General features: G+C 64.7%; 22 protein-coding genes. 14 read left to right on the top strand and 8 right to left on the bottom strand.

The annotated features are described in order from the left end of the window. Positions 1 to 301: 301 nt before the first annotated feature. Entirely contained in the window at positions 302 to 1,315 is a 1,014-nt protein-coding gene (locus ACX4ZE_RS09960; RefSeq protein WP_480273061.1) for an NAD-dependent epimerase/dehydratase family protein, read from the bottom strand. A 242-nt stretch (positions 1,316 to 1,557) separates the two neighbouring features. Here ACX4ZE_RS09960 and ACX4ZE_RS09955 point away from each other — a divergent pair, with 242 nt between their 5' ends. Further along, a complete protein-coding gene (locus ACX4ZE_RS09955; RefSeq protein WP_480273060.1) occupies positions 1,558 to 1,887 on the top strand; it encodes a type VII secretion target in 330 nt (109 codons plus the stop codon). Continuing rightward, positions 1,884 to 3,632, top strand: coding sequence for a hypothetical protein (locus ACX4ZE_RS09950; RefSeq protein WP_480273059.1), 1,749 nt, complete (start codon positions 1,884 to 1,886; stop codon positions 3,630 to 3,632). Before ACX4ZE_RS09955 ends, ACX4ZE_RS09950 begins: the two co-directional genes overlap by 4 nt. A 123-nt stretch (positions 3,633 to 3,755) precedes the next feature. On the opposite strand, the gene ypfJ is transcribed toward ACX4ZE_RS09950, so the two are convergent. Continuing rightward, positions 3,756 to 4,646, bottom strand: coding sequence for a KPN_02809 family neutral zinc metallopeptidase (gene ypfJ / locus ACX4ZE_RS09945; protein ID WP_480273058.1), 891 nt, complete (start codon positions 4,644 to 4,646; stop codon positions 3,756 to 3,758). Positions 4,647 to 4,820: 174 nt separating this feature from the next. On the opposite strand from ypfJ, the gene aspS reads away from it, so the two are divergent. After that, positions 4,821 to 6,611 (top strand): aspartate--tRNA ligase, encoded by a 1,791-nt coding sequence (gene aspS, locus ACX4ZE_RS09940; RefSeq protein ID WP_480273057.1) that lies wholly within the window; start codon positions 4,821 to 4,823, stop codon positions 6,609 to 6,611. A gap of 167 nt (positions 6,612 to 6,778) precedes the next feature. On the opposite strand, the gene ACX4ZE_RS09935 is transcribed toward aspS, so the two are convergent. Continuing rightward, entirely contained in the window at positions 6,779 to 7,726 is a 948-nt protein-coding gene (locus ACX4ZE_RS09935) for a DUF2189 domain-containing protein (RefSeq protein WP_480273056.1), read from the bottom strand. Between the two features lie 190 nt (positions 7,727 to 7,916). On the opposite strand from ACX4ZE_RS09935, the gene ACX4ZE_RS09930 reads away from it, so the two are divergent. Continuing rightward, positions 7,917 to 9,086 carry a phosphotransferase family protein gene (locus ACX4ZE_RS09930; RefSeq protein WP_480273055.1) on the top strand — a complete coding sequence of 390 codons (1,170 nt, stop codon included), beginning with the start codon at positions 7,917 to 7,919 and terminating at the stop codon, positions 9,084 to 9,086. A gap of 21 nt (positions 9,087 to 9,107) precedes the next feature. Here ACX4ZE_RS09930 and ACX4ZE_RS09925 read toward each other — a convergent pair whose 3' ends face one another. Then, positions 9,108 to 10,763, bottom strand: a complete 1,656-nt coding sequence (locus ACX4ZE_RS09925; protein WP_480273054.1) for an alkaline phosphatase D family protein — start codon at positions 10,761 to 10,763, stop codon at positions 9,108 to 9,110. A 166-nt stretch (positions 10,764 to 10,929) separates the two neighbouring features. Here ACX4ZE_RS09925 and ACX4ZE_RS09920 point away from each other — a divergent pair, with 166 nt between their 5' ends. From ACX4ZE_RS09920 to ACX4ZE_RS09895, 6 genes are all read left to right on the top strand, one after another. Continuing rightward, on the top strand, positions 10,930 to 12,252 hold the full coding sequence (locus ACX4ZE_RS09920; RefSeq protein WP_480273182.1) for a replication-associated recombination protein A: 1,323 nt from the start codon (positions 10,930 to 10,932) through the stop codon (positions 12,250 to 12,252). Positions 12,253 to 12,340: 88 nt separating this feature from the next. After that, on the top strand, positions 12,341 to 15,010 hold the full coding sequence (alaS, locus tag ACX4ZE_RS09915) for an alanine--tRNA ligase (RefSeq protein WP_480273053.1): 2,670 nt from the start codon (positions 12,341 to 12,343) through the stop codon (positions 15,008 to 15,010). Next, positions 15,010 to 15,570, top strand: coding sequence for a Holliday junction resolvase RuvX (ruvX, locus tag ACX4ZE_RS09910; RefSeq protein WP_480273052.1), 561 nt, complete (start codon positions 15,010 to 15,012; stop codon positions 15,568 to 15,570). Before alaS ends, ruvX begins: the two co-directional genes overlap by 1 nt. Continuing rightward, complete coding sequence (locus tag ACX4ZE_RS09905; protein ID WP_480273051.1) at positions 15,567 to 17,039, top strand: endolytic transglycosylase MltG; 1,473 nt, start codon at positions 15,567 to 15,569, stop codon at positions 17,037 to 17,039. Before ruvX ends, ACX4ZE_RS09905 begins: the two co-directional genes overlap by 4 nt. Then, complete coding sequence (locus tag ACX4ZE_RS09900) at positions 17,029 to 17,844, top strand: shikimate dehydrogenase (RefSeq protein ID WP_480273050.1); 816 nt, start codon at positions 17,029 to 17,031, stop codon at positions 17,842 to 17,844. The genes ACX4ZE_RS09905 and ACX4ZE_RS09900 overlap by 11 nt, the downstream gene beginning before the upstream one ends. A 102-nt stretch (positions 17,845 to 17,946) precedes the next feature. Next, complete coding sequence (locus ACX4ZE_RS09895; RefSeq protein ID WP_480273049.1) at positions 17,947 to 18,426, top strand: B-4DMT family transporter; 480 nt, start codon at positions 17,947 to 17,949, stop codon at positions 18,424 to 18,426. A gap of 46 nt (positions 18,427 to 18,472) precedes the next feature. Here the strand turns inward: ACX4ZE_RS09895 and aroB are convergent, their stop codons facing one another. The 4 genes from aroB to ACX4ZE_RS09875 all read right to left on the bottom strand — a co-directional run bounded on the left by aroB (position 18,473) and on the right by ACX4ZE_RS09875 (position 22,367). Then, complete coding sequence (gene aroB, locus ACX4ZE_RS09890; protein ID WP_480273048.1) at positions 18,473 to 19,597, bottom strand: 3-dehydroquinate synthase; 1,125 nt, start codon at positions 19,595 to 19,597, stop codon at positions 18,473 to 18,475. Further along, positions 19,594 to 20,475 (bottom strand): shikimate kinase, encoded by an 882-nt coding sequence (locus tag ACX4ZE_RS09885; protein ID WP_480273047.1) that lies wholly within the window; start codon positions 20,473 to 20,475, stop codon positions 19,594 to 19,596. The genes aroB and ACX4ZE_RS09885 overlap by 4 nt, the downstream gene beginning before the upstream one ends. Then, positions 20,472 to 21,680 (bottom strand): chorismate synthase, encoded by a 1,209-nt coding sequence (gene aroC / locus ACX4ZE_RS09880; protein ID WP_480273046.1) that lies wholly within the window; start codon positions 21,678 to 21,680, stop codon positions 20,472 to 20,474. Before aroC ends, ACX4ZE_RS09885 begins: the two co-directional genes overlap by 4 nt. Before the next feature lie 213 nt (positions 21,681 to 21,893). Next, positions 21,894 to 22,367: a prepilin peptidase gene (locus ACX4ZE_RS09875; RefSeq protein ID WP_480273045.1), complete on the bottom strand. Its 474-nt coding sequence runs from the start codon at positions 22,365 to 22,367 to the stop codon at positions 21,894 to 21,896. Positions 22,368 to 22,609: 242 nt separating this feature from the next. Here ACX4ZE_RS09875 and ACX4ZE_RS09870 point away from each other — a divergent pair, with 242 nt between their 5' ends. From ACX4ZE_RS09870 to ACX4ZE_RS09855, 4 genes are all read left to right on the top strand, one after another. Then, entirely contained in the window at positions 22,610 to 23,737 is a 1,128-nt protein-coding gene (locus tag ACX4ZE_RS09870; protein WP_480273044.1) for a M24 family metallopeptidase, read from the top strand. A 111-nt stretch (positions 23,738 to 23,848) separates the two neighbouring features. Beyond that, positions 23,849 to 24,412 carry an elongation factor P gene (efp, locus tag ACX4ZE_RS09865; protein WP_480273043.1) on the top strand — a complete coding sequence of 188 codons (564 nt, stop codon included), beginning with the start codon at positions 23,849 to 23,851 and terminating at the stop codon, positions 24,410 to 24,412. Between the two features lie 34 nt (positions 24,413 to 24,446). Continuing rightward, complete coding sequence (gene nusB, locus ACX4ZE_RS09860) at positions 24,447 to 24,962, top strand: transcription antitermination factor NusB (RefSeq protein WP_480273042.1); 516 nt, start codon at positions 24,447 to 24,449, stop codon at positions 24,960 to 24,962. A gap of 342 nt (positions 24,963 to 25,304) precedes the next feature. Next, positions 25,305 to 26,222, top strand: coding sequence for a hypothetical protein (locus ACX4ZE_RS09855; RefSeq protein ID WP_480273041.1), 918 nt, complete (start codon positions 25,305 to 25,307; stop codon positions 26,220 to 26,222). Positions 26,223 to 26,544: the final 322 nt, after the last annotated feature.

Here is a 26,544-nt window from a genome sequence, read left to right as displayed (position 1 = left end):
GCAGTGAGGTGTTATCGCCAAACTACCCCGTTGGCTGTAGTGTGTGCCCGCGGAGAACACGACCCACTGCGATTCGGTGGTCGCGGTCGCCTGAACACGTCTATCGCCGGCCAGGGATGGGCGTCCGATCCTGCCGCATCCTCGGTTCGGCGAGCTTGCCCGGTGTCGGCTCGGGTATGGCCGGTAGCTGATCGATCCGCGCGGGTAGCCGGATCGAGACGGTGATCTACTGCGCGTGTCGAAGTGATGGCGCCGACTGCAGCGGCGACCCAGTGTGGTCGACTCGGGGTTGCCGCAGCTGTCACGCGATCCGCCTGATAGCGGGTGGATCGTGCCGAGCCGGATCATTGAAGAAGGCAATCAGGTCACGAACGGTTTCATCGAGTGGGCGCGGCCGGTAGCCGAGTTCGCGCTCGGCCTTGCCGTGATCCACGATGGGCGCGGAGATCAGCGCGCCGAGCGCGGCCTTGGAGACGATGTCGGAGTCGAATAATCTGCCGATCGGCGCGAGTAACGGGATGAGACCGGATATGAGTTTCGGGGGGATGGCGAACTTGGGACCCTGCTTGCCGCCGTGGGCAGCGGCGATCCGGCACAGCTCGAGCATCGATATCATCGATCCGCCGAGCAAGTAGTTCTCACCGACTCGGCCCCGCTCACCGGCCAAGAGCAGGCCTTCGGCGACGTCACGCACGTCGACGAGGTCGAAGCCGCCGCCGATCATGACGGGTATCCACCCCCGCGCCGCTTCCTCGAGTGTCCGGTTGATGCGGGACAGCGGCTTGCTGTGATCCGGGGGGCCGAACACACCGGTCGGATTGCACAGAACCGCGTCCAGGCCCTGGTCGATCACGGTACGCAACGCCACCTCGCCCGCCCATTTCGAACGGTCGTAGACCGGTAGCCGAGGGTCGGTCGACCGCAAGGCGCTCTCATCGATCCGGCCACCGCAACTGTACTGATCGAAGGCGTGGATGGAGCTGGTGTGCACCATACGACGTGCGCCGACAGCCAGTGCCGCTTCGGCGACCACGCGTACGCCCTCGGTGTTCACCCGCCAGGCGAGGTCGTTCTTTTCGGCGAGGGTGATCACCGCGACCAAGTGATACACCATCTCGGCGCCGTTCAGTGCGGTACGCATCGACCGAGGATCGAGGACATCGCCGCGCACCCAAGTGACGTTCGGTGCTGTTCTCGCTGTTTTCTCATCGGGGACGTCCCGATCGATGGCAGTCACCTGGTGGCCACGCTCGGCGAGGAGACGGAGCAGATTTGTGCCAAGGTAGCCGGCTGCGCCGGTCACTGCGACCTTCATAAAAGAGAGAATATAGAACTTGTTCTAATTAGCAACAGGTTCTGATTTGCCAAGGATTCCTCGCTGTCCGGCGCACTCCGGGTCGAAACAGGACGGTGCTGTCCGCTATATTGAGCCCAGCCGTTGCGGCCCTTGCTGATTGGGTCGACAACGGGCGGCTGCGACGGCATTCATAACGCAGATATTCTGATGCAGACATGCACAACGATGCAGACATGCACAACGATTCGGGGGGAGGCTCGATGAAACATCTCTCGGTAGAGACCGAAGCGGTCCGAGGGTTCGCCGCTACGAACGCGGGCATCGCCGGTGATCTCGCGGGAGCGGGCAATATCGACGCGATGCAGCAAGTGTCCGCCTTGGTTCCGGTATTCGGTTTGATCGGTGCCGACTATCTGGCGATGTTCGCCGCGGCGCAGGTACTGCAGGCCAAGGACATCAACGATTTGTCGGCCAAGTACGCCGAGCTATCGGAGTCGGCGTTCAGTGCCGCCGCGGCCTACGACGCCGTCGACGCGACCAACGCAGGCGCGCTCGGGGCGGCTACCGGCCGGATCGGCGGCGCGCCATGAGGCAACTGGACAGCGGTGTCATCGCTCCGACAGAGCAGGTCAGAGAGCCAGTGACCGGGCCGGACGAGGCCATCGGCCGTCCGACGGTGCTGGATGCGCTGCAGGACTCGCCGATCGGGGCGGTACTCGACCTGCCGTTGCCGCAGCTCCCCGAAGGAATGCCACCGATCGAGCCGCCCGCTTTCTTGTTGTCACGCAAGATCGCCGAGGACCAGCAATCGACCGGTGCGATTCCCGCGGGCCTGCCTGGACTGAACGGCTCGCCGAGCGCGGGAGATCCGCCCGGTCTACCGCAGGAGGCATCGGCGCTGCTCGGTGAGGTGAACACGATGGCCGACCAGTTCGCCGCGCCAGTGGTCACCGCATTCCATCAGGCTGGTGCGGCGTTCGACCAGGCTGGCACCGCGCTTGTCCAGGCTGGTGCGGCGTTCGACCAGGCTGGTGCGGCGTTCGTTCAGGCCGGTGCCGCGCTGGGCGGTGCGCTCGCCACCGCGATGCCCCCGGCCCCGGCTATGGCGGCGTTGCCGCCATTGCCCGCCGATCCGGTCGCCGCATTGCTACAGGGGATCGCGTTGCCCGCGTTGCCCGGTGTGGACCTGCTGATCAAGCCGATCCTGGACTTGCTCGGCAGTTTCGGCAGCGGCATCATCGGTGCGTTCGACCCGACCGCGCTCCTCGACAAGTCCTCCCGGATCATCGAGATCGCCATGCAGGTGGGCCGGGGCAGCATGGTCGCGGTCGACGAGCTGTGGCAGAGTCAAGCAGCTCGTAATGCCCAGGCCGCGAGCAGGCAGGCGAATATCGAGGGCCAGGAGGCAAGTCAGCGCGGCATCGATATCTCCGAGCTGACCCAGCGCGCCGCCGCGGTAGTGCAGCAGGGCAATGCGCAGCTGCTCAGCATCGCTGCCTCATTCGCCAGCGAGGCGACCGCGCTTGCCCCTGCGATCCTGACCCCGCCCGCGCAAGCGGCGCTTGTCGCTTCGGCCACTCAACATCTCGGTCGAGCGGTCAGCGTGGTCAACGCTACCCGCGGGGATCTGGCAGGCAAGACCGCCGAACTCGGCGGTTTGGTACAGCAGCTGGTTGCGCCGGGTGGAGGGCCTGCGCCGCAGGAAGTCGTACAGACGTTGATGCGCAATATCGGTCAGCCGGTGTTGGAACAGGTTCAGTCGAGCGTGGTGGACACCACGACCAAGGCCGCGAGCCTGGACTCTGCCGTACCAGGGTCGCCGAGCCCGACGACCACGCCGGCATCGGTGCAGACTGCACAGGCTCCGGGTACGAACCACGGTGTGTCGTCCGGAGTTCCGATCGGTCCGGGTGGATCGGGTACCCCTGGTTCCTCGAGCGTATCGGGCCGAACGGGAACTCCGGGTGTGACTTCGGCGCCCAAACTCGTGGGTCTGCCCGGGGCCGCCGTTGTTGCGCCGATCCGCCCACTCGGTGGCATTCCCGGCATGTCGTTCGGTGCCGGGTCCGCGCCGTTCGGTGCGGGTACCTCGTTCGGCACTGCTACGCCAGGCACCACCTCATCCAGTGGCAACGGCTTTTTGGGTGGTCCGGGCGCGGCGGCGGGGCAGCGGAACAATGACGAGGAACATTCGCGTACGGTGCGGCCCTACTCTAGTTCGCACGGCAACGACAACAACCTCACCGGTCCGTTGGGGGAATCCACGCCGGATGTCATCGGCGCGACGCATCCCGACGAGATCATCAGCTCGGACTACGAACAAGACCAGTTCTAGCCCAGCGCAAGAATCTTGGGTACTTTCCGGTGCGCATGGCCATGCGCACCGGAAAGCGGACGCACCACCGCTGGATACCACAGGTCTACCTCCGCGGGGGGGCTCGACCTGCCGAATCCGTCGTTATCGCAATCCGGGTGGGTTGTTCAGATCCCGCGCTGAATATGTGTCACAGGCGTGAATCCGGCCGGACTCGTACCCGGTGAGAAACCACTTCTGCCGTTGCTCGGACGAACCATGTGTCCACGCTTCGGGATCGACCTTGCCCTGAGCAGCGTGTTGGATGCGATCGTCGCCCACTGCAGCGGCTGCGGAGAGCGCGTCGTCGATGTCTGTGTTCGACAATGGTTCCAGGAACGGCTGATCGCTGCCCGGCGCGGGCAGATTGTCTGCGAAATGAGCCCAGATGCCTGCGTAACAATCGGCCTGAAGTTCGGTACGCACCGCGCCGGACCCGGATCCGCGCGGATCGCGTCGTGCGCGCCCGATATCACCGAGCCGGTTCTGGATGTGATGGCCGATCTCGTGCGCCACTACGTATTCCTGTGCGAGCGGCCCACCACTGGAACCGAAGCGATCCACTAGTTCCTGGAAGAAGCTGGTGTCGAAGTAGGCGGACCGGTCGGCCGGACAGTAGAACGGACCCACCGCGCTGGTGGCGTAGCCGCAACCGGTCGAGATAGCTCCGGAAAAGAGGACGACATCCGGCCGCACGTACCGCTTGCCGGTTTGTTTCGGCAGTTCGGCCGACCATACGGTATCCAGGCTCTGTGCGGTGAGCGCTATCCGGCAGTCGAGATACTCATTGGCGTCGGCACCGGTCTTGCAATGGCTCGGTGTGCCCACTGTGTCCGGCTGTGTGTAGCTCTGTTCAGATGTGCCGCTCAGCAGCAGAGTCAACACCAGCACGATCAGCCCACCCGCGCCGCCACCGAGTACGAGCTTGCCGCCCGCGCCTGGACCACCGGACGAAACCCGATCCGGGTCGATCTGTATGCCTTCATTGAAGGTCATCGTCACTTTCTCCGTTGTCCGCAGTGTTGGGACGCGCGGCCCAGGCCGCCCACCTGTCGATACAGCTTGACACGGGCTCGGTGATCTCGGTTTCCGCTCCACCGAAGTGTCTCACTACGATGGACCCGCACCTGGTCGCACCGTTCGGGTGCCGGAGTCGTCGAAAGGAACCCCGTGCTGCGCACCCACTTGGCTGGTTCGCTGCGAAGCGAGCATGCCGGTCAGACCGTCACCCTCACCGGCTGGGTGGCCCGGCGACGTGACCACGGTGGGGTGATCTTCATTGATCTTAGAGATGCCTCCGGTGTGGCCCAGGCGGTGTTCCGCGAGGGGACGCCGGCACAACAGGCGCACCGGCTGCGCGCCGAGTACTGCGTGCGTGTCACGGGAGCCGTAGAGCCGCGACCGAGCGGCAACGAGAACCCAGAACTGCCCACCGGCACCGTCGAGGTGAACGTCACCGAGCTCGAGGTGCTGAACGAAAGCGCCCCATTGCCGTTCCAGTTGGACGAGCAGCCCGGCGAGGAAGCGCGTCTGCAGCATCGTTATCTGGATCTGCGCCGTGTGGGCCCCGCGCATGCCATACGGCTGCGTTCGAAGGTCAACGCGGCCGCCCGCGAAGTGCTGGCTCGCCACGAATTCGTCGAGGTGGAAACACCTACGCTGACGCGATCCACCCCGGAGGGTGCGCGTGACTTCCTGGTACCCGCCCGCCTGCAGCCAGGTAGCTTCTACGCATTGCCGCAGAGTCCGCAATTGTTCAAGCAGTTACTTATGGTCGGCGGCATCGAGCGGTACTACCAGATCGCGCGCTGCTACCGTGACGAGGACTTCCGTGCCGACCGGCAGCCGGAGTTCACCCAGCTCGACATCGAGATGAGCTTCGTGCGTCAGGAAGATGTGATCGGTCTGGCCGAAGAGATCCTGGTCGCGTTGTGGAATCTGGTCGGCTACGAGATCGCCACGCCGATCCCGCATATGACCTATGCCGAGGCCATGTGTCGTTTCGGCACCGATAAGCCGGACTTGCGCTTCGGAGTGGAGATCACCGAGTGCACCGGATACTTCGCAGACACCCCGTTCCGGGTCTTCCAGGCGCCCTACGTCGGTGCGGTGGTCATGCCAGGTGGCGCAAGCCAGCCGCGGCGGCAGCTCGACGCCTGGCAGGAGTGGGCCAAGCAGCGTGGCGCCAAAGGACTGGCCTACGTCCTGGTGGATGAGGACGGCACTCTGGGTGGCCCGGTCGCCAAGAATCTCAGCGCCGCTGAGCGTGAGGGCTTGGCCGAGCATGTCGGCGCAGTACCGGGTGACTGTGTGTTCTTCGCGGCCGGTTCCGCGAAGGCGCAGCGCGCGCTGCTCGGTGCGGCGCGCGTCGAGATCGCCCGCAAGGTCGGACTGATCGACGAGGATGCTTGGTCGTTCGTATGGATCGTGGATGCGCCACTGTTCGAGCCGACCGCTGAGGCGACTGCGAGCGGCGACGTCGCAGTGGGGCACTCTGCCTGGACCGCGGTGCACCACGCGTTCACCGCACCGAAGCCGGAGTCGCTGGATACCTTCGACACCGATCCGGGCTCGGCGCTGGCCTACGCCTACGACATCGTCTGTAACGGCAATGAGATCGGCGGTGGCTCGATCCGTATCCATCGTCGCGATGTGCAAGAGCGGGTATTCGAGGTGATGGGTATCAGTTACGAGGAGGCGCAGGAGAAGTTCGGCTTCCTGCTGGATGCTTTCGCCTTCGGGGCTCCGCCGCACGGCGGCATTGCTTTCGGCTGGGACCGGGTCACCGCGTTGCTCGCGGGCGAGGAATCGATTCGGGAGGTCATCGCCTTCCCGAAGACCGGCGGTGGTGTCGACCCGCTGACCGAAGCACCCGCGCCGATCACCGAGCAGCAGCGCAAGGAGGCGGGACTGGATGCCAAGCCGGAACCGAGGGCTGTAAACGCCGAGGTCGCGTCCTAGCGCGCAGCCGCTGATATGCGACCTCGGCCCCGCTCTGGTCGACGTCGACCAGAGCGGGGCCGTCGCTCTTACATGAATGTGGTCGGCTCGGTATAGCGATCGGCGGCGGTGGAATGATCCGAGTGCCGGACCGATACGCGCTCGCCGACTGCCGAACGAGCACTATGCTACCCAGAAGGGGGTATGTTACCGGTGAGTACACCGTAGGCGTAGGTCACCGCCATAACAGTGACCGGGCCCGCGACCAGCAGGCCTAGGCCACACAGTAGTGCTCCGAGAAAGGTCAGCACTGCCACCGCGAGGGCAAGCAGGAGTGTCTGCCCGGCATTGGCGAGCACCAGCATGCAGCTGGACTTCAGCGCTTCGAGCGGACCCTGGTCCTGATCGATGACGAAATGCAACGAGAACATGCACAGCCAGCCGACGACAAGACCGGGCAGGATGAACAGCGCCGAGCCGAGAAACGACGCCGTGAACGCGAGTAGCGCGGTAAGCAGTACATTTCCAGCGTTCACTGCGCGAAAATACGCGCCGAAAGGAGGTGGGATGCCATTGATTTCGTATAGTGCGCCGCGCACCATGGCCGCTTGCAACAGCCATACCGCCGCCATGACCGCAAGGAATATGAACAGCACCGCCAGTATCGTCGCCGGCTCGGTGATTTGCACGAAGAGCAGGCACGCCAGGTAGACGACCATGCCTACCGCTGTCACTGCGACCCAGGGGCCCGGATTGGCCCGGAATGTCGCCCAGCCGTATCCGAGCGCTCGGCCCACGTCGAGTATTTCGGGTCCTGTCGGGGCCCGTTGGTAGCCGTAGACAGGTTTTCGCGGTGGGACGGTCCCCGCGGAGGCCCAGCTCTGTTCGGCGCTTTGCTGGCTATGTTCTGCGTGTGGTGTGGGTGGAGGAGGATGCGCGCTGCCATGGCGTGCCGGGCCGTGCTCCGCGAATTCGGGGTGGCCCGCCATCTCTTCGTGATTCTGGTCTGCCCGAGGGTTCGGGTTCTGTGGGGCCCGGCTCGCATGCTGCTCGGGTCGCGCCGCGATCCGCTCGTCGCCAGGGAGGAAAGTATCGCCGGCCGATCGCTCCGGTGGGGGAGGCGGGGTTCCGGTCACATATAAACCCTTCCACTTGGTCGGCTTACGATGTGGCGCACAGTAGTTGACGATGAGAAAACCCGACGGATGCACAGGTGTCAAGCACTCGGTACTCACCATCCGGCTGTGCCGGGGACACGCCGAGCGACGCGGAAAGGTTGTGTAACCGCTCGCTAGAAGTGACCCGATGCGAGTAGCTTGAGAGGCGATGACCGCACTATTGGCCGAACGCGCCGCCGAAGTCGTTTCCGCAGCGCAACAGTTGCTCACAAAACGAATGGGTGCTCCGGTAAAGTTGAGCGATCCGATCGAGCTCAGCGGTAGCGGTAGGACGACAGTCCTCCGTGTGCGGGTAGCCGAGAACGCTTTCTCGTTACCGCGAACCCTGATCCTCAAGCAGCTTCGTGGATCCGCGCAGGACCACAGGACCGGCGGCTTGGCTCCAGGTGTCGCCAGCGTCGACTCCGCGTTTCTCCGGGAGACCGTGTCGTATCAGTTCACCACCGCGCTCAGCAGGGAACAGCGGCCGGGCGCATACCTGATTGCGCACAGCCTCCCCGATCGGTTGCTGATTCTCAGCGATCTCGGCGAGAATTCCCCATTGACCACGGTCTTGCAGTCCGGTGCCGAACCGGTCGCCCGCAACGCGCTGATGGCGTTCGCGCAGGCGCTGGGCCGGATGCATGCCGCCACCGTCGGACGCGAAGCGGATTTCGTCGCCTTGCTACGCCGGGTCGATGTGGTGCACCGGGTGGACGGCATCGCGCAGCAGGCCGAGTCGGCGATCGCCGAAGTGCCCGGGCTGTTGCAGCGAGAATTGGGTATCGAGGTACCCAAGGAGGTCGCTGAGCGGATCGTGCACGGCAACCGGCTGTATTCGGCGGGACGTTTCCGCGCGTTCAGCCCGTCGGATCTGTGTCCGGACAATGTGATCTTGAACGAAGAGGGCGCCCGCTTTCTCGATTACGAGTGGGGCGGGTTCCGTGATGCCACCTTGGACATCGCCTATGTGCTGGTGTCTTTTCCCGGTTGCCTGTGTGATGTCGAGCTTTCGCGCGAGCGCGCCGGGCAGATGGTGGAGGCCTGGCGCTCGGAGGTCGTGGGAGTGTGGCCCGCGCTGGCCGATGATGATTTGCTCGCTCAGCGCATTCTCGAGGCCCGGCTGATCTGGGTGTGGCTGTCGACCTACTGGTTCCTGCCCGCCGATCACACACGCATCGCCGCGGCACGGGAGCACGGGCTGTCGGTGCCGCGTTCGGAGGCGCTGATCAACCGCTGGGCCGCGCTCGCGGAGGATGCGCGGTGCACGGGCGACGATATTGTCGGGGATTTCGCCGAGGACGTCTCGGCAAGGCTGGAAGAGCACTGGTCGGAATAGGCCGCCCGGCACGCGATGAGCTCAGCTGAGCGGGGTCCGGCGCTGCTCGACCCGGCCGCCGGAACGTGTGGCGAAAGAGGCCCCGTAGCGTACAGCGGAATTCGGGTCTGCCACATTCAGTAGGTAGTACCAGTCCATCTGCACCTGTTCCGCAGTGACTTCCAGTACGCCGTAGCCATGGGAATCCAGTTCGGCATAACGCAGGTGGTGGTTGACCGCCCTGACCGATTCCGCGATCGGCGCGGTGTTCGCTCCTATCATGTCGCCGATGCTGAGCGAGGTCACCGAGGGAACGACGAATTCGGTGCCCACCGTGGCGCCGCCCGGGTAATTCGCCGCATCGACGGGCAGGTCCGCGGCCCAAGAGGAATGGATATCGCCGGTCAGGAAAACTACATCGGAGATCTGCTGCTCGGTGATGGCGTGGAACAACCGGGCGCGATCGGCGGTGTAGCCGTCCCATTGGTCGCCGTTTATCGTCAGGCCGGACCGAGGTATGCCCATGATGCTGGTGATCGTCGCTGTCGTGGCCGGTTCCAGTGGTGGGAAGACCAACGGGGCGATCATCACCGAGTTGCCGACCAGCTTCCACCGCACCGGCGCGGATGCCAGGCCAGCGGTCAGCCACTCCATCTGTGCCTTGCCGGTGATAGTGCGTGCCGGGTCGTCGGCTACTCGCCAGCCCGCGACTGGGCCCGCCTCGCGGTCGCGATAGCTGCGCAGATCCAGCATGGACAGTTCGGCCAAGGTGCCGAAGCGGAGCCTGCGGTAGAGCCGCACTTCGGCGCCGGATCCGGCTGTACGGACCGGCATCCACTCCAGATAGGCCTGCGTGGCGGCGGCGCGGCGGTCCTTCCAGCTGCCTTCGGTCGCGGGGTCATGGTTGGCCGCGCCGCCGGACCAGGAGTTGTCCGCGAATTCATGGTCGTCCCAGGTGCAGATGAACGGCATTGCGGCGTGCAGGCGGAGTAGATCCGGGTCGGTCTTGTACTGTCCGTGCCGGATGCGGTAATCGGCCAGGCTGATGATTTCGTTGGCCGGTTCATGCGGGCGCACTGTGCCGGTGCGGCCGCCGTACTCGCCGCGGCGGTATTCGTAGAGGTAATCGCCCAAATGTACGATCACGTCCAAGTCGGTGCGGTCAGCCAGATGACGGTAGGCGCCGAAGTATCCGGCTTCCCAGTTCGCGCAGGAGACCACGCCCAATCGGAGGCGCCCAGGAGACTGTTCGGCAGCGGGCGCGGTTCTGGTGCGGCCGATCGGAGATGTCTGTCCCAGTGCGCTGAAGCGATAGAAGTACTCTGTCGCGGGTGCGAGGCCGGATGCATCGATCTTGACAGTGTGATCGGAACCCGCTGTGGCTGTCGTGCTTCCGGAAGCAGTGATCGCTGTGAACCGCTCATCCGCGGCGACCTCCCAGCGCACTATTGCCGGGTTGCCCAGTCCAGAGCCAGGGACTGCGTCATCGGAGACCGTGACACGAGTCCAGAGGATCACGCCACCGGGAAGCGGGTCACCCGAGGCGACGCCGTGCCGGAACGCCGGTGGCGCCGCGCCGGAGTGTCCGGCGCCGAACACTGTGGTAGCGGTGGCTGCTGCCGCTCCGCCCCGCAGAAGAGCGCGCCGAGCGAAGCGTCCGGTGGCTCCCTGATCTGAAAAGAGAAATTTTTCGGTCACGGTAGCGATCCCATACGAAGTACTGATGACACGCAACTCGGTTCTGCGCGGAGTAGTATCCGAGACCTGCGCCGGGAGCGGGGTGTTCGCGGGACAGTCGGAGCGGGACGAAGTGCTATTGGTGTAGCTCGGTAACGTTCTGCTGGTGAGCGATGGCTTGTTCGATATGCCAGATACCGCCGTGCCCGGGGATTACTCTATCGACGCGGTGGTGCGCAGAGACCAGGGAGCGCCCTTGGCGGTGCGTATGCGCCCCGCCACACTGGCGGAAGTGGTCGGGCAGCAGCATCTACTCGGCCCCGGCTCTCCGTTGCGTAGGTTGATCGAGGGCTCGGGTGCGGCATCAGTGTTGTTGTACGGCCCGCCAGGAACCGGGAAGACAACCCTCGCCGCGCTCGTTTCGCAGGCGACCGGCCGCCGATTCGAGGCGTTGTCGGCTCTCTCCGCCGGGGTCAAGGAGGTGCGCGGGATCATCGATACGGCACGGCGCAGGCTGACGGCGGGCGAGCAGACTGTGCTGTTCATCGACGAGGTACACCGTTTCTCCAGGACCCAGCAAGACGCGCTGCTGGCCGCGGTGGAGAACCGGATCGTCCTGTTGGTCGCCGCGACCACGGAGAATCCCTCGTTCTCGGTGGTATCGCCGCTGCTGTCGCGCTCGCTGGTGCTGCAATTGCGGGCGCTCACCGAAGTGGACATCCGACAGGTACTCACCCGGGCGCTCACCGACCCGCGCGGACTCGGCGGCCGGTACGTCGTCACCGATGACGCGCTCGATCACATTGTGCGGATCGCCGGCGGCGATGCCCGCCGGGCGCTGACCGCATTGGAGGCCTCGGCCGAATCGGCACCCGACGGCACTGTTGATATAGATCTCGTCGAGGCCGGCCTGGACCGGGCCGCCGTGCGCTATGACCGTGCAGGCGACCAGCACTACGACGTGACCAGTGCGTTCATCAAATCCATCCGCGGTTCGGATGTCGACGCCGCGCTGCACTATCTGGCCCGCATGCTGAGCGCGGGCGAGGATCCGCGCTTCATCGCACGCAGGTTGATGATTCATGCGAGCGAGGACATCGGCATGGCCGACCCGATGGCGTTGCAGACGGCGACCGCCGCCGCGCAGGTGGTGCAGCTGGTCGGTCTGCCGGAAGGCAGGCTCGCGCTGGCACAGGCCACGATCCACCTGGCGACCGCTCCGAAGTCCGGCGCTGTGGTGGCCGCGATAGATACCGCCATGGCCGACGTCGCCGCAGGCAAGGCGGGGGCGGTACCAGCACATCTGCGCGATGGCCACTATCAAGGCGCGGCCGCACTCGGCAGTGCCGTCGGATACCGATATCCGCACGATGACACCGACGGCGTGCTCGCTCAGCAATACCCGCCCGACGAACTGATCGGTGTGGACTACTACCACCCCACTGGGCACGGTCACGAACGGGAGATCGGTCCTCGAATTGATAAGCTGCGTCGTATCGTCCGCAGTTGACTGTATCGCTCTCGCTCACTCAGGAGAACGCGCTCGGACCACCGGTCGCTGGATAATCGCGCGCACGACACCGGTAGGCTGGATAGTTGTGCAGACCCACGAGATTCGACGGCGTTTCCTGGACCATTTTCTTCGGGCCGGCCATACCGAGGTGCCGAGTGCCTCGCTGATCCTGGCCGACCCGAACCTGCTGTTCGTCAACGCAGGCATGGTCCAGTTCAAGCCGTATTTCTTGGGGCAGGAAGAGCCTCCCTATCCGCGAGCGGCCAGCGTACAGAAATGCGTGCGCACCGGTGATATCGAAGAGGTCGGCGTTACGACGCGACACAACACATTCTTCCAGATGGCGGGAAATTTCTCCTTCGGTGACTACTTCAAGGAGGGTGCGATCACCCTTGCCTGGGACCTGATCGCCAAGCCGCAGGACGAAGGTGGTTATGGATTCGATCCTGAGCGGATCTGGGTGACTGTGTATCAGGAAGATCCGGAGACGGCCGAGATCTGGCGGCGGGTCGCGGGCATCCCCGAGCAGCGCATCCAATTCCGTGACGGCAAGGACAACTATTGGGACATGGGCGTGCCGGGTCCGGGGGGGCCGTGTTCGGAGATCTACTACGATCGCGGGCCCGAGCACGGTCGCGACGGTGGGCCGGTCGCCGACGAAGACCGCTACCTCGAGATCTGGAATCTCGTCTTCATGCAGGACGTTCGCGGTGAGCTGAGCCCCAAGCGGGGGCATCCTCCGGTCGGGGCGCTACCGAAGAAGAACATCGACACCGGTATGGGTGTGGAGCGGATCGCGATGTTGCTGCAGGGCGTGGACAATGTTTACGAGACCGACCTGCTGCGTCCGATCATCGGTAGAGCCGAAGAGCTGTCCGGACGCAACTATGGCGTGCGGCACGACGACGATGTGCGCTTCCGTGTGATCGCCGATCATGTCCGCACTGCCGCTATGCTGATCGCCGACGGGGTGAATCCAGGAAATGACGGCCGTGGCTATGTGCTGCGGCGCCTGCTGCGTCGCATTGTGCGCTCGGCTCGCCTGCTCGGCGCGGAGAAGCCGGTAATGGGCGAGTTCATCAAGATCGTCAGCGATCTGATGGCCCCGTCCTACCCCGAGTTGGCTACCGACTTCCACCGTATCGAGACCGTTGCGGTCGGCGAGGAGACCGCGTTTCTCAAGACGCTGAACACCGGTTCCACCCTGTTCGACAACACCGCCGCCGCGGTGAAGGCCGAGGGCGGCACGACGATCGCCGGGGCGGACGCTTTCACCCTGCACGACACTTACGGATTCCCGATCGATCTGACTCTCGAGATGGCTGCCGAGGCCGGCCTTTCGGTCGATGAGGAAGGCTTTCGCTCGCTTATGGCCGAGCAGCGCCAGCGCGCCAAGGAGGACGCTCAGGCCCGCAAGCACGCGCATGCGGACCTCACGGTCTACAAGGAGCTGGTCGATCGCGGCGCCACCGAGTTCACCGGCTTCGACGAGCTGGCCACCGAAGCCACTGTGCTCGCCTTGATCGTCGGTGGTATGCGCGTGCCGGCCTCGACCGCGGGTCAGGACGTCGAGGTAATCCTGGATCGCAGCCCGCTCTATGCCGAATCCGGTGGTCAGATTGCCGATCGCGGCTCGATCGTCGCCTCCTCCGGTCTGAAACTGCGGGTGAACGATGTACAGAAGATCGCCAAGAAGCTGTGGGTGCACAAGGCCACGGTGGAGCAGGGCCGGATCACCGAGGGGGATATCGTGCTAGCCCAGGCCGATCCGGCCTGGCGACGCGGTGCCACCCAGGGACATTCCGGCACGCACATGGTGCACGCCGCGCTCCGGCAGGTGCTCGGCCCGAATGCGGTGCAGGCTGGTTCGTTGAACAAACCGGGCTATCTGCGTTTCGATTTCAACTGGCAGGGCCCGCTGACCGAGCAGCAGAAGGCCGATATCGAAGCTGTATCCAACGATGCGGTCGGCGCGGACTTCCCGGTGAACACCTTTGTCACCGATCTGCCGAAGGCCAAGCAGATGGGCGCGCTCGCCCTGTTCGGTGAGAACTACGGTGACGAGGTCCGCGTGGTGGAGATCGGTGGTCCGTTCTCCATGGAGCTCTGTGGCGGTACGCACGTGCGACATTCTTCGCAGATCGGACCGATTACAGTGCTCGGCGAGTCGTCGGTCGGTTCCGGGGTACGGCGGGTCGAGGCTTTCGTCGGCCTGGATTCCTACAAGTATCTGGCCAAGGAGCGTGCGTTGTTGGCCGGCGTCGCCACCACACTGAAGGTGCCCTCGGAGGAAGTGCCAGGTCGCGTCGAGCAGCTCGTAGAGCGGCTCAAGGTCGCCGAGAAAGAGCTGGAGCGGACCAAGCGGGCCGCGGTGCTCTCCGCGGCAACCGAATTCGTCGACGCGGCCGAGCGGATCGGTCGCCTGCTGCTGGTCGCCGCAGCAGCCCCGGAGGGGGTGCCCGCAGGCGATCTGCGAACGCTGGCCACTGATATTCGCGGCCGGTTCGGTACCGAGCCCGTGGTAGTGGCGCTGTTCGGCAATACCGATGGCAAAGTGCCGTTCGTGGTCACTGTGAACAAGCCCGCCCAGGAACTCGGTCTCAGGGCCGGGGATCTGGTCGGTAGCTTCGGTCCCAGCATCGCAGGACGTGGCGGTGGTAAGCCGGAGATGGCTCAGGGCGCAGGCTCGGACCCGTCCGGTATTCCGGCGGGTCTGGCCGCAGTCCGCGCACAGGTGGCCGAACTGGCCGGGTGATGGACGACTCCCGCGAACAGGAAAGGTCCGTGCGGCCCGATGCCGACCGCCCGAACCCGGCTACCGATCCTGGGCGAGGAAGGCGGATCGGGGTCGATGTCGGCAGTGTACGGATCGGGATCGCCACGTGCGATCCCGATGGCATTCTCGCCACGCCGGTGGAGACCGTGCCGCGTGTGAAGCACCGTCAGCGCACAGTAACGCCCGATATCGGAAGAATTGCCGAAATTGTGTGGGAATACGAGGCCGTCGAGGTCGTTGTCGGATTGCCACGGACATTACGCGGGGACAAGGGGGTCGCCGCTAGGCTGGCCACTGAATTCGCTGATCGATTGCGAGATGCTGTCGCGCCGATACCGGTCCGGCTTTCCGACGAACGTTTGACTACGGTGTCAGCTGCACGCGCTTTGCGGGACAGTGGTGTTCGAGCGCGTGGCCAACGTCAGGTCATCGATCAAGCGGCAGCGGTATCGATCCTGCAAGGATGGTTGGACGAACGGAGTGCGGTGTTTAGCTCGGTGGAAACGGTCCGTCACGCGTCGTCGGGGGACGATATATGACCGATCGGTGGGCGCGGGCAGAGGAGCTGTTCCGTCAGCGCGAAGCTGATCGGCGGTATCGCAGAGATGACAGTGCCTGGGCTGAGCACGACGACGACACTACCGTCATTCCTCGCTATGTCGAGGACGACGATATCGACGACAGTCATGTCGAAGACAGTGAGGAGTCGCCTGCGCCGACGACCTCGCAGCGCAGCGGTCGGCGTTCACAGGTCGGCCGCCAACAGGAGGCTTCGCCGCCTCCGAAACATCACCAGTCGGAGCGTTCTTCCGGCGCTCGGCACGGCAAGCGTTCCCGCGCCGCTTCGCGCAAGGCCGCCGAGCACAAGCGCAAGCGCAGGAACCTGGGGGTCGTCGCCGGTGTGTTCGTGCTGTTGTGCACTGGCGCGGCGATCTTCGCGGGGATGAAACTGGTCGGCGATTCGGGCGCACCGGCTGACTATGCGGGTGAAGCCGGACCGCTGGTAGTGGTGCAGGTGCACCCAGGCGACACCTCTCAACAGATCGGCGCGACCATGGTCGAGCAGGGGGTTGTCGCGAGCACGGCTGCCTTTTTCCAAGCGGCTGTGAGTAATTCGAATATGAGCACGGTGCAGCCGGGCTACTATGCGATCCCCAGTCACATCCCCGCGGCGCAAGCGGTATCCGCGCTGGTGACCAACTCCTCGCGAGTGGGCAACTTAGTGGTGTCGGAGGGGCGTCAGCTGCACGATCAGCACGATGTGAACACCGGCGCGCGCAAGGACGGCATCTATCGCAAGATCGCCGAAGCCAGTTGCATCGGAACCGGACCCGCGCGCACATGCGTGACCTACGAACAGCTCGATGCCGCAGGTGCGAGCCTAGATCCGTCCGCACTGGGAGTGCCGGCCTGGGCCGAGCAAGCTGTCCGTAACGTCCCGGACCGCCGTAGGCAGCTAGAGGGGCTGATCGCCGCAGGTAGCTGGAATTTCGATCCGAGCGGTACACCGGAGCAGATCTTGCGGCAGTTGGTGTCCGCGAGCGCCCGCAGCTATGAAGACACCGGTTTGCTGCAGTCCGAGGCGAAAACCACGCTGACTCCCTATCAAACGCTCATCGCAGCCTCGCTGATCGAACGGGAAGCGCTGCCGCAGGACATGCCCAAAGTGGCACGTGTGATCGTGAATCGGTTGCGAGTCGGCCAGCCGTTGCAGTTCGACTCGACCGTGAACTATACCCTGGACCGGACCGAGGTCGCGACCACCGACGCCGACCGGTCCGAGAAAACTCCGTGGAACACATACGCCATGGCCGGTCTGCCCGCTACACCGATCTCGTCGCCATCATTGAAGGCGTTGCGCGCCATGGAGAATCCGGCGCCGGGGCCGTGGCTGTACTTCGTCACGATCGACAAGCGCGGCACCACCTTGTTCGCCGAAAGTTACGGGCAGCATCTTCGTAATATCGAGAAGGCAAGGCAGAGCGGAATTCTCGACAGTGGCCGGTAATCGTAAAGCGGCGGTGCTCGGTAAGCCGATCGCGCACTCACGTTCCCCGCAGCTCCATTCGGCAGCCTACCGTGCGCTCGGACTGGACTGGACCTATGCGCGTATCGAGTGTTCGGCCGGGGATCTGCCCGGACTGGTCGATGGACTCGGGCCGGAATGGGTGGGGCTCTCGGTGACCATGCCGGGCAAAGAAGCAGCGCTGGCCTACGCGGATGAGCGGACCGAACGTGCCGTTCTGGTCGGATCGGCCAATACACTGGTCCGCACCGCGAACGGATGGCGAGCCGACTGTACCGACGTGGACGGTGTGCTCGGTGCGCTACGCGGCGCCGGTATCGCCGAGGTGGCCGAGGGGATGGTGCTGGGTGCGGGCGGCACCGCGCGGCCTGCGTTGCTGGCACTGGCGCAGTTGGGTGCCGAATCGGTTACCTTGGTCGCGCGAGACGCCGGCCGAGCGCGGGGTGCCCTGGAACTCGCGGAACGGTTGGGAATGTCCGCCTCTTTGGTCGGCTTCGCGGCCGCGCCCATCGGTGCCGCCTGCGCGCAGGTCGGGGCGGTCGTTAGTACCATTCCTGCTGCTGCTGCTGCTGCGGTCGCGGACTCGGTGGCAGCGGCCCCGGTGGTTCTCGACGCGATCTACGATCCATGGCCGACTCCGTTGGCGCAGGCCGTCGAGCGCGCGGGTCGTATAGCAGTCAGCGGCCTGCAGATGCTGCTGAACCAAGCCTACGGACAGGTCGAGCAGTTCACCGGGCACCCGGCGCCGCGGGCTGAGATGGCTGCCGCCTTGGCGGACTGGGACTAGGGGCCTGTCTGTATCGAATGCCGGTTCAGGTAGGAAATTGCGGTATGAAATCCGAGACGAGCTCTAGCTGAGATCCAGGTGGCGCGGGTTATGGTGGTCGGCATGATTGCTTGGTTACTGCGGTCTGTTGTGCTCGGCGCACTAGTGGTGGCATTGCGTATCGTGCTCGGGTTCGCGATGGTGGACTGGCCGACGCACGGCGCGCAGATGCGCACTCTATCTTTGGTCGTGCTGATCGCGGCCATTGTGGTATGGGGGGCGCTCGACGGCCGCCGTAGCCGCGCCGCCGGCTCGGGCTCCGGTCGTGGGCCCGATCTGACCATGCGTTGGTTGAAGGCCGCTGTTGCGGGCGGGGTCGGCAGTGGCTTGGTCGCCTGGGTACTGGACTTCCTGCCGCGCTTCGACCTCGGTGACAACGGTCTGCTCTTCGAAGTCACAGCAGGCGCGTCGTTCATCATACTGTTGATCTTCGTGCCCGCATCGATCGGTGTCGGTATCGGTCGTCTGCTGGCCGAACGGAAGGGAGGCAAGGGTCGTTCGACTCCGCCATCTCTGCTTTCCGCCGCAGGCACTGTGATCTGATCCGCCGCCACTCGCCTATCCGGCGCCGAACGGTCGGTACCACGCGTTACAGCAAAACCGCACTGTCGCTGCCCGGATCATTCGTGCGGGCGATCGCCGCGTATGCGGCGGCCAGCAGGGACGGATCGGGTCCCTCCAGACGACCAGGCTTGGCCAGACCATCGAGTACGACAAAACGCAGTACGCCGGAACGCATTTTCTTATCAGTATGCATGGTATCGAGCAACTGGGGTAGCGCATCGGCGTCGTAGCTGGTCGGTAATCCGACAGCAGACAGGATAGTGCGGTGGCGGTCGGCGGTGGCGTCGTCGAGCCGACCCGCGAGACGACCGAGCTCCGCGGCGAACACCAGACCGACGGCGACCGCCGCGCCGTGCCGCCAGCGATAGCGTTCCCGCCGCTCGATCGCGTGGCCGAGAGTGTGGCCGTAGTTGAGTATCTCGCGCAGGCTCGACTCTTTCAGATCGGCGGCAACCACATCGGCTTTCACCCGAATAGCCCGGCGGATCAGCTCGTGCAGTACTTCCCCCCTTGGATCGAGGGCGGCCTGCGGGTCGCGCTCCAGTACATCGAGAATTACTGGATCGGCGATGAATCCAGCCTTGATGATCTCGGCCATGCCGGCAACGATTTCGTGGCGCGGCACCGTTTCCAGCGTGGCCAGGTCGACCAGTACCGCGCAGGGTTCATGGAAGCATCCGACGAGGTTCTTGCCCGCCTCAGTATTGATGCCGGTCTTGCCGCCGACCGCTGCGTCGACCATGGCGAGTAAGGTGGTGGGCACATGCACGATGCGTACGCCGCGCATCCAGGTCGCGGCGACGAAACCGGCCAGGTCGGTGGCAGCGCCTCCACCGAGGCTGACCACTACATCGTTACGGGTCAGCCCGATACGTCCGAGCACCTCCCAGCAGAATCCGGCGACAGCTAGGTCCTTGCCTGCCTCCGCATCCGGAATTTCGATACGGTGGGCGTCGATACCGGTGTCGGCCAAGGTCTTTCGCACCGTCTCAGCGGTCTCGGCGAGCGGCGGTTGGTGGAAGACAGCCACGGTGCGCACGCCAGTGTTCGCACTGTTGACCGACTCGACGAGTTCGCCGAGCAAGCCGCGGCCGATGATCACCGGATATGGGTCGGCGGTCCGGACTTCGAGACGAGTCGGCTCTATCACGTGGTTTGCTCCGATTCTATTGGTGATGTTGTCGGTTTCCGGCGTGTGCGGGCTCGGGCGCGAGCGCGTGTGGTTGAGCCGCTCGTCGCGTCACCGTTGTCCGCACTGCTCTTGTCGCTGCTGGGTTCACCCTTGTTGATGCCTTGTCTGCTGCGCCGGGATCGGCCGGTCGTAGTAACCCCGGGTACCGGCGCGGAACCGGTCTCGGTGGTCCCGCCCTGCTCGAGCAATCTACGTCGGGCGGCTGCCCTGGCCCTGGCGCGGCGCCGGGCCCGAGACCGGCTACCGCCCTGCGAGTTCGTACCGGACGGCTGCCGAGGACTCGGTTTGGTCGTGGCCGGCAACGCGGACTCTATGCCGAGCTTGGCCATGATCATCCGCACCACTCGGCCCGGGCTACGGCCGTCGGTGCGTACCCGGATGGTGGCTACCTCCCGATAGAGTGGGCGGCGGATACGCATTAGTTCACGGTATTTCGCACCGGGATCGGTACCGTTGAGCAGCGGACGTTGTGCACTCGTTCCGGTGCGCCGAAGCCCCTCTGCCACACTGATTTCCAGGTAGACCACGGTACGGTCGCGGAGTAGCGCCCTAGTGTTCGCGGACAGCACGGCGCCGCCGCCGAGCGAGACGACGCCACGCCGGCCGAGAAGAGCTCGGCGCACGACCTGCTCTTCGATTCTGCGGAACTCGGGTTCGCCGTCTTCGGCGAAGATCTCCGGAATCGTGCGTCCGGTTTCGCGCTCGATACCGGTATCGGTGTCGTACAGCTCGACCGCGAGTTCCCTGGCGAGCTTGCGGCCGATCGTGGACTTGCCCGCCCCAGGCGGTCCGACCAGCACCACGCGCGGGGCACGTGGATCGGTCTGCGCGATCACTGTGACCGACTGCCTGCGGGCACCGGGGGGCGGGCGCTGATTCGTTCGAGGTAGCCTGCGATATTGTCGGCTGTCTCGGTGAGCGAGTCGCCGCCGAACTTCTCCAGCGCGGCTTGCGCGACGACCAGCGCCACCATGGATTCGGCGACCACACCCGCGGCGGGGACCGCGCATACATCCGAGCGTTGGTGGATCGCGACGGCTTCGTCACCAGTGGTCATGTCGACGGTGGATAGTGCACGCGGCACGGTGGAGATCGGCTTCATCGCCGCACGCACCCGCAGCGGCTCACCGTTGGTCATGCCGCCTTCCAGGCCACCTGCCCGATTGGTGGAGCGCAATACCCCACCGGGGCCTGGCCGCATTTCGTCGTGTGCTCGGCTGCCGCGCCTGCGCGCGGTCTCGAAGCCGTCCCCCACTTCGACGCCCTTGATGGCCTGGATACCCATGAGCGCGGCAGCCAGTCGCGAGTCCAACCTGCTCTCGCCACTGGTGAACGAGCCGAGGCCCACCGGAAGTCCCTCGACGATCACCTCGACCACACCACCAAGCGTGTCGCCGTCCTTCTTGGCTGCTTCGATCTCGGCGATCATCGCCGCTTCCGCGTCTTTGTCGAACGCGCGTACCGGGCTCTGATCTACTGCGGCGAGGTCGGCGGCGGTCGGCACGATGCCGGTCGGATTGTACGCGGGACCGATCGAGACCACATGTGAGACCACCTCAGCGCCGAATGCCTGACGTAGGAAGTTGCGCGCTACGGTGCCCGCCGCGACCCGAGCGGCTGTCTCTCTGGCGCTGGCGCGCTCCAGCACATTGCGGGCGTCGTCGAAGTTGTATTTGAGCATGCCGGAATAGTCGGCGTGGCCGGGGCGGGGTCGGGTCAACGGGGTGTTGCGTGCCAGGTCGGCGAGTTCGGCCGGGTCCACTGGGTCGGCGGACATCACTGTGACCCATTTCGGCCACTCGGAGTTGGCCACTTCGATCGCCACCGGCCCGCCCATCGTACGTCCGTGCCGTACGCCGCCGACGATGGTGACCTTGTCGGCCTCGAACTTCATCCGGGCGCCGCGTCCGTATCCCAGCCTGCGTCGAGCCAGCTGAGCGGAGATCTCCTCGGATGTCACCTCGACGTCGGCCACCATCCCCTCCAGGAGGGCGACAAGAGCGGGACCATGGGATTCTCCAGCAGTTATCCAACGCAGCACGCCGTTCATTCTCCCACGCGGACCTCGGTGCAGCGGAATGCGGCCCGGCGTGACGACGCGCACGCCGATGTGGCCGGAACCCTAACGGGACGGTTGGTGGGCGCCGGAGTCGGAGTGATCCACCGCCCGGTGCTACGGTGTCGCGGCAGCCGGGCAGGTGGCTGCTTCGGGATCTCGTAGTGGCGACTCTCTGGGTGCGGATCTGTCACCATTTCAGGCCGGGAACGGGGCCGACGACCACAGCGCCAGCAGAGTCGCCAGACACATCGCGGGTCCGTGTGGCACGGTGACCGGGCAATCGGCCTGGCGGCCACCGCCGATGGCGAGCAGGTGTCGACCGGCCAGCGTGCTTGCCGCGACGAACGCAGTGAGCGCTGGTGCGCCGAGTGCCGCCCAGACCCACGCCTGGGCTCCGCCGAGCGCCGCCGCTCCGCCGAGCGCCGCCGCCAGCTTGACGTCTCCCGCGCCTAGCGCGGCTGGTGCGACCAAGTGCACCAGCAGATACGGCGCCGACAGGAGTATCGCGCCGAGTAGAGCACCAGTGAATTGTCCTGTGAACAGGGCATACCCGAGCACAGCCAGCGAACAAGAACCAGTCAGTCGGTTCGGTAGTCGTTGTGTGCGGATATCGAGCGTGGTCAATACTGTGCACCATGCGGCGAGAACAATGAGTGCGAGCGGGGCCATATCACTAACCTTTGCCCGATCTCGATGCCGCGCAGCCGCGCACGACCGGAATGTGCACAATATGACCGCATGTGCACAACACCCGGTCGGCTGTGATGACGGCATAGGCGAAATTCGATGGGTGCTATCGCTTCCCGTACGAGTTCGCCTTTCTCCCGAAGTTCTGTGTTCGGCGCCGCTGGACGGCGCGCGGAGCATGTGCTGCGTGCCGGTCCACGATGGGGCGGCGGTAGCTTTGACGTATGTGTGCTGATCGCCAGGACCACGCGCCAGACTACGCGGCCCGACGTAGCGCGTTGCGTGGCCTGTTAGTGGAGAACCGGGTGGACGCCCTGCTGGTCACCGATCTGGTGAACATCAGATACTTGACCGGGTTCACCGGCTCCAACGCCGCTTTGCTCGTGCATTCCTGGGATACGCGTGCCGCCGAGGACCGCACGGTGATCGGCACCGATGGTCGGTACCGGACCCAGGTCGCCGAGCAGGTCCCGGATCTGCGGTCGGAGATCGCGCGGGCTACTATCCGCCGGATTCTGCAACTGGCGGGGGAGTGGCAACTCGGCCGGGTTGGTTTCGAAAGCCAGGTTGTCACGGTCGAGCAGCACCGTGGCTTTCTCGAACAGCGCACCGGCCTGGAGTTCGTCGCGACTCCAGGGCTGGTCGAGCAGTTACGTATGGTCAAGGATTCTTACGAGGTCGAGCAGTTACGCGCGGCCTGCGTGGCGGGTGACGCCGGTCTGGCCACATTGTTGGAGCGTGGTGGCCTGCGTCCAGGTCGTACAGAGTGTCAGGTGGCCAGAGACCTGGAGTGGGCCATGTTCGAACACGGTGCCGAAGCGGTGTCGTTCGAGACTATTGTGGCGACCGGGGCGAACTCGGCTATTCCGCATCACCGTCCGACCGGCACGACGCTGGCGGCGGGGGATTTCGTCAAGCTGGACTTCGGCGCGGTAGTCGGCGGCTATCACTCCGATATGACCCGTACTTTCGTGCTCGGTCCGCCGACCGATTGGCAGCGCGAGGTGTACGCGCTGGTCGAAGCGTCGCAGCGCGCTGGGTGTGCGGCACTCAGGCCCGGAGCGCTAGTGGCCGACGTCGATGCCGCGTCGCGGTCGGTCATCGAGGCCGCCGGGCACGGCAAGCTGTTCGTGCATGGTCTCGGGCACGGGGTCGGGTTACAGATCCACGAAGCGCCTGGGATCGCGAAAACCGGAACCGGTACACTTCTGTCTGGCGTGGCGGTGACCGTCGAACCAGGTGTGTACTTTCCCGGCCGCGGCGGGGTCCGGATCGAGGACACGCTCGTGGTGCGCGAAGGGGGCCCGGAGTTGCTCACTCACACCAGCAAAGAACTGACCGTTGTCGACTGACGCCGGTACGCCGGAGGCGCAGTAGTAGACCACCGATCAGCAGAACGACCAAGCGGTAGCACACACCGAGCGGTAGAACACCGAGCGGTAGAACAAGGAGATCCGAAGACAGTGGCGGACACCAGCGACTTCAAGAACGGCCTTGTGCTGAAGATCGACGGTCAGCTCCAGCAGATCGTCGAGTTCCAGCACGTCAAGCCGGGCAAGGGACCCGCCTTCGTGCGGACCAAGCTGAAGAACGTCGTGTCCGGCAAGGTGGTCGACAAGACTTTCAACGCCGGGGTGAAGGTAGGGACCGCCAATGTCGATCGCCGTGACATGACCTACCTCTACCACGACGGCACGGACTACGTCTTCATGGATGGCGAGACCTTCGACCAGATCGCCATCGCCGAGGAGACCATTGGGGCGGGCGCCCGATTCCTGCTGGAAAATATGACCGCGCAGGTCGCCACACACGAGGGGGTGCCGCTGTACGTCGAGCTTCCGGTTTCGGTCGAACTCGAAGTCACCCACACCGATATCGGTCTGCAGGGCGACCGTTCCACTGGCGGCACCAAGCCCGCCACCCTGGAGACCGGCGCCGAGGTGCAGGTTCCGTTGTTCATCAACACCGGCGACAAGCTGCGTATCGACTCGCGCGACGGTAGCTATCTCGGTCGGGTCAACGCCTGAGCGCCGGATCCGGCGCTCAGGGGATGAGGTGACTGTGGCGGACCAACCCGTGGACAAGAAGTCCACGTACAAGAAGCTCGGTACGCGGCACAAGGCTCGTCGTCGTGCGGTCGATCTGCTGTTCGAGGCGGAAGCCAGGGATGTCGATGCCGCCGAACTACTCGGTGAGCGTGCTGAACTGGCTACCCGTGACGGGGCGGTCGCGCCGGTGCATGCCTATACCCGAACCCTGGTCGAAGGCGTTGCCGACAACCTGGACCGGGTAGACGGCGCCATCGAATCCTATTTGCAGGACTGGACTCTCTCGCGGCTTCCGGCCGTGGATCGTGCGATCTTACGCATCGCGGTGTGGGAGCTGTTCCATGCGACCGATGTTCCCCCGGTCGTCGCTGTAGACGAGGCAGTGGAGCTGGCCAAGGAGCTTTCCACCGACGACTCCCCATCCTTCGTCAACGGCGTGCTCGGACAGGTTGTTCTGGTGGCGCCGCAAGTGCGTGCCGCGGCGGCCGCGACCCGTGCGCCGTGGCGGGAGCCGGAGCCGGAGCCGTGAACAAGTATCTCGTGTCGACGAGGCACACGCTACATTTCGATGCCGCCGTGATCGAACCACACCAGTAATTCTCGTAGTAGTCGCACAATCGTGGGCAGCTGCAGGAGAGTGGCCGTTTCACCGAAGGCACTGGCGGTGCATAGCTCGCGGGCACAGGTGTGTCGTCGCGTGCGAGTGCCCTGCCCGCAGGCATGCTCCGGTTCATCCCGTAGCGCTGTTCGGTGTACCATGGGTTGCTTCGCAGGAGCATTCGCCTTCGCGCACAGAACTTCTCGTTTTCATCGTCCTTCCTGCGGCGCTGCCATTATCCTGGGTGGAGACCACAGGTGAGGGTGGAGCGGCATGGCACAGTTGCTGAGCTGGACGCGGAACAATATCGATGGTGTCCTCGCGGTCGCCTTCGCACTGGTGGTCGGGCCGCTCGCGGTGCTCGACCTGATCGATGTCGACGTGGTGGGCGGGGCTGCGCTGTTGTTGCTCGGCCTGCTGGCAGGCATGTCCCTGCGTGATCGACACCTATCGTCGAAAGCGGTGCGCGCCACGTCGTCGGTACAGCTACTCCACGGTCCGGCCATCAGACACGCGCACATACTGGCTCGGCGTGACACCGAGCAGTGGATCTTCAAGGGCGGGATCGGCACTTACTTCCGTGCGGTGACATTGCATGCCTGCGTGGAAAACGCGCGGCGACAACAGCGTCCGTTGCGTATGCAGTTGGAGATCCTGGACCCAGCCGACGAAATACTCTGCAAGACCTACGCGCAATTTCGTTCCGCCCTGGACCCGGTAGTCGACCGTATCGGGGAGCAGTGGACCACCGAGCGCACCAGGAAGGAAGTATTCGCGACAATACTGGCCGCCTGTTGGTATCGACAGCGGTTCACTTTCTTGACTATCGATGTGGGGCTTTCGTCGGTGATGACGACATTCCGCTGGGATCTGTCGTCCAGCTGCGTGATCGTCACCCAGGACGATCCGGAAACACCCGCATTGCTGTTCGAGCGGGACAAGCCCTACTACCGAGATTTCCATCGGGAGCTGGTGGCCAGTTTCAAGCAGAGTCGTAGGCTCCCGATGAGCCATAGCGAAGAATTGACGCTGTCCGATAAGCCGACCCTAGAGCAAACGCGCAGACTGTTCTACGAACTCGCTCTGCCGCTTCCGGATTCCTTCACCGACCGTGATGTCGCTGACATCGTGCGCCGTGCGCTGCACCCAGAAGCCCATACTAGTGCTGCGTTCCTCAAAGGTAGTAGATAAAACGGTGGCGTAGGGTGCGTGGTCTCGGGGCTGGCCTGCCCCAGATCCATGGTCGTGCGCGGGCGTTGAGGGTGGCGGTGGCTTGGCGGGTGGCCTGGTCGATCTCGGTGTGGTCGGCAAAGGTCTGACCCGCGAGGGCTTCTCGCCGAAAGATCCGCCACCATGGTTGTTGCGGGTTTAGCCAGCATGCCCCGACCGGGATGAAGGTGTGTTTGCTCCGGTCGCCGCGTCAGCCGCCCCGGTGGCGTGGTGGCTACCAAGGCCACGATACGACTGCGCTCGGTCTCGGTCAGCCGAGGTCTACGTCCCGACCCCGGTCGAT

Source organism: Nocardia sp. TBRC8007, from assembly GCF_056629435.1.
Note: the sequence above shows the minus strand (reverse complement) of the source record. Positions and strands in the feature narration are given on the sequence as shown.

Excerpts from the sequence above, each read along its gene's own strand:
- ACX4ZE_RS09960 (WP_480273061.1), bottom strand. The coding sequence starts at position 1,315 with ATGAAGGTCGCAGTGACCGGCGCAGCCGGCTACCTTGGCACAAATCTG.
- ACX4ZE_RS09955 (WP_480273060.1), top strand. The coding sequence starts at position 1,558 with ATGAAACATCTCTCGGTAGAGACCGAAGCGGTCCGAGGGTTCGCCGCT.
- ACX4ZE_RS09950 (WP_480273059.1), top strand. The coding sequence starts at position 1,884 with ATGAGGCAACTGGACAGCGGTGTCATCGCTCCGACAGAGCAGGTCAGA.
- ypfJ (WP_480273058.1), bottom strand. The coding sequence starts at position 4,646 with ATGACCTTCAATGAAGGCATACAGATCGACCCGGATCGGGTTTCGTCC.
- ACX4ZE_RS09930 (WP_480273055.1), top strand. The coding sequence starts at position 7,917 with ATGACCGCACTATTGGCCGAACGCGCCGCCGAAGTCGTTTCCGCAGCG.
- ACX4ZE_RS09920 (WP_480273182.1), top strand. The coding sequence starts at position 10,930 with ATGCCAGATACCGCCGTGCCCGGGGATTACTCTATCGACGCGGTGGTG.
- ruvX (WP_480273052.1), top strand. The coding sequence starts at position 15,010 with ATGGACGACTCCCGCGAACAGGAAAGGTCCGTGCGGCCCGATGCCGAC.
- ACX4ZE_RS09905 (WP_480273051.1), top strand. The coding sequence starts at position 15,567 with ATGACCGATCGGTGGGCGCGGGCAGAGGAGCTGTTCCGTCAGCGCGAA.
- ACX4ZE_RS09895 (WP_480273049.1), top strand. The coding sequence starts at position 17,947 with ATGATTGCTTGGTTACTGCGGTCTGTTGTGCTCGGCGCACTAGTGGTG.
- ACX4ZE_RS09875 (WP_480273045.1), bottom strand. The coding sequence starts at position 22,367 with ATGGCCCCGCTCGCACTCATTGTTCTCGCCGCATGGTGCACAGTATTG.
- ACX4ZE_RS09870 (WP_480273044.1), top strand. The coding sequence starts at position 22,610 with ATGTGTGCTGATCGCCAGGACCACGCGCCAGACTACGCGGCCCGACGT.
- ACX4ZE_RS09855 (WP_480273041.1), top strand. The coding sequence starts at position 25,305 with ATGGCACAGTTGCTGAGCTGGACGCGGAACAATATCGATGGTGTCCTC.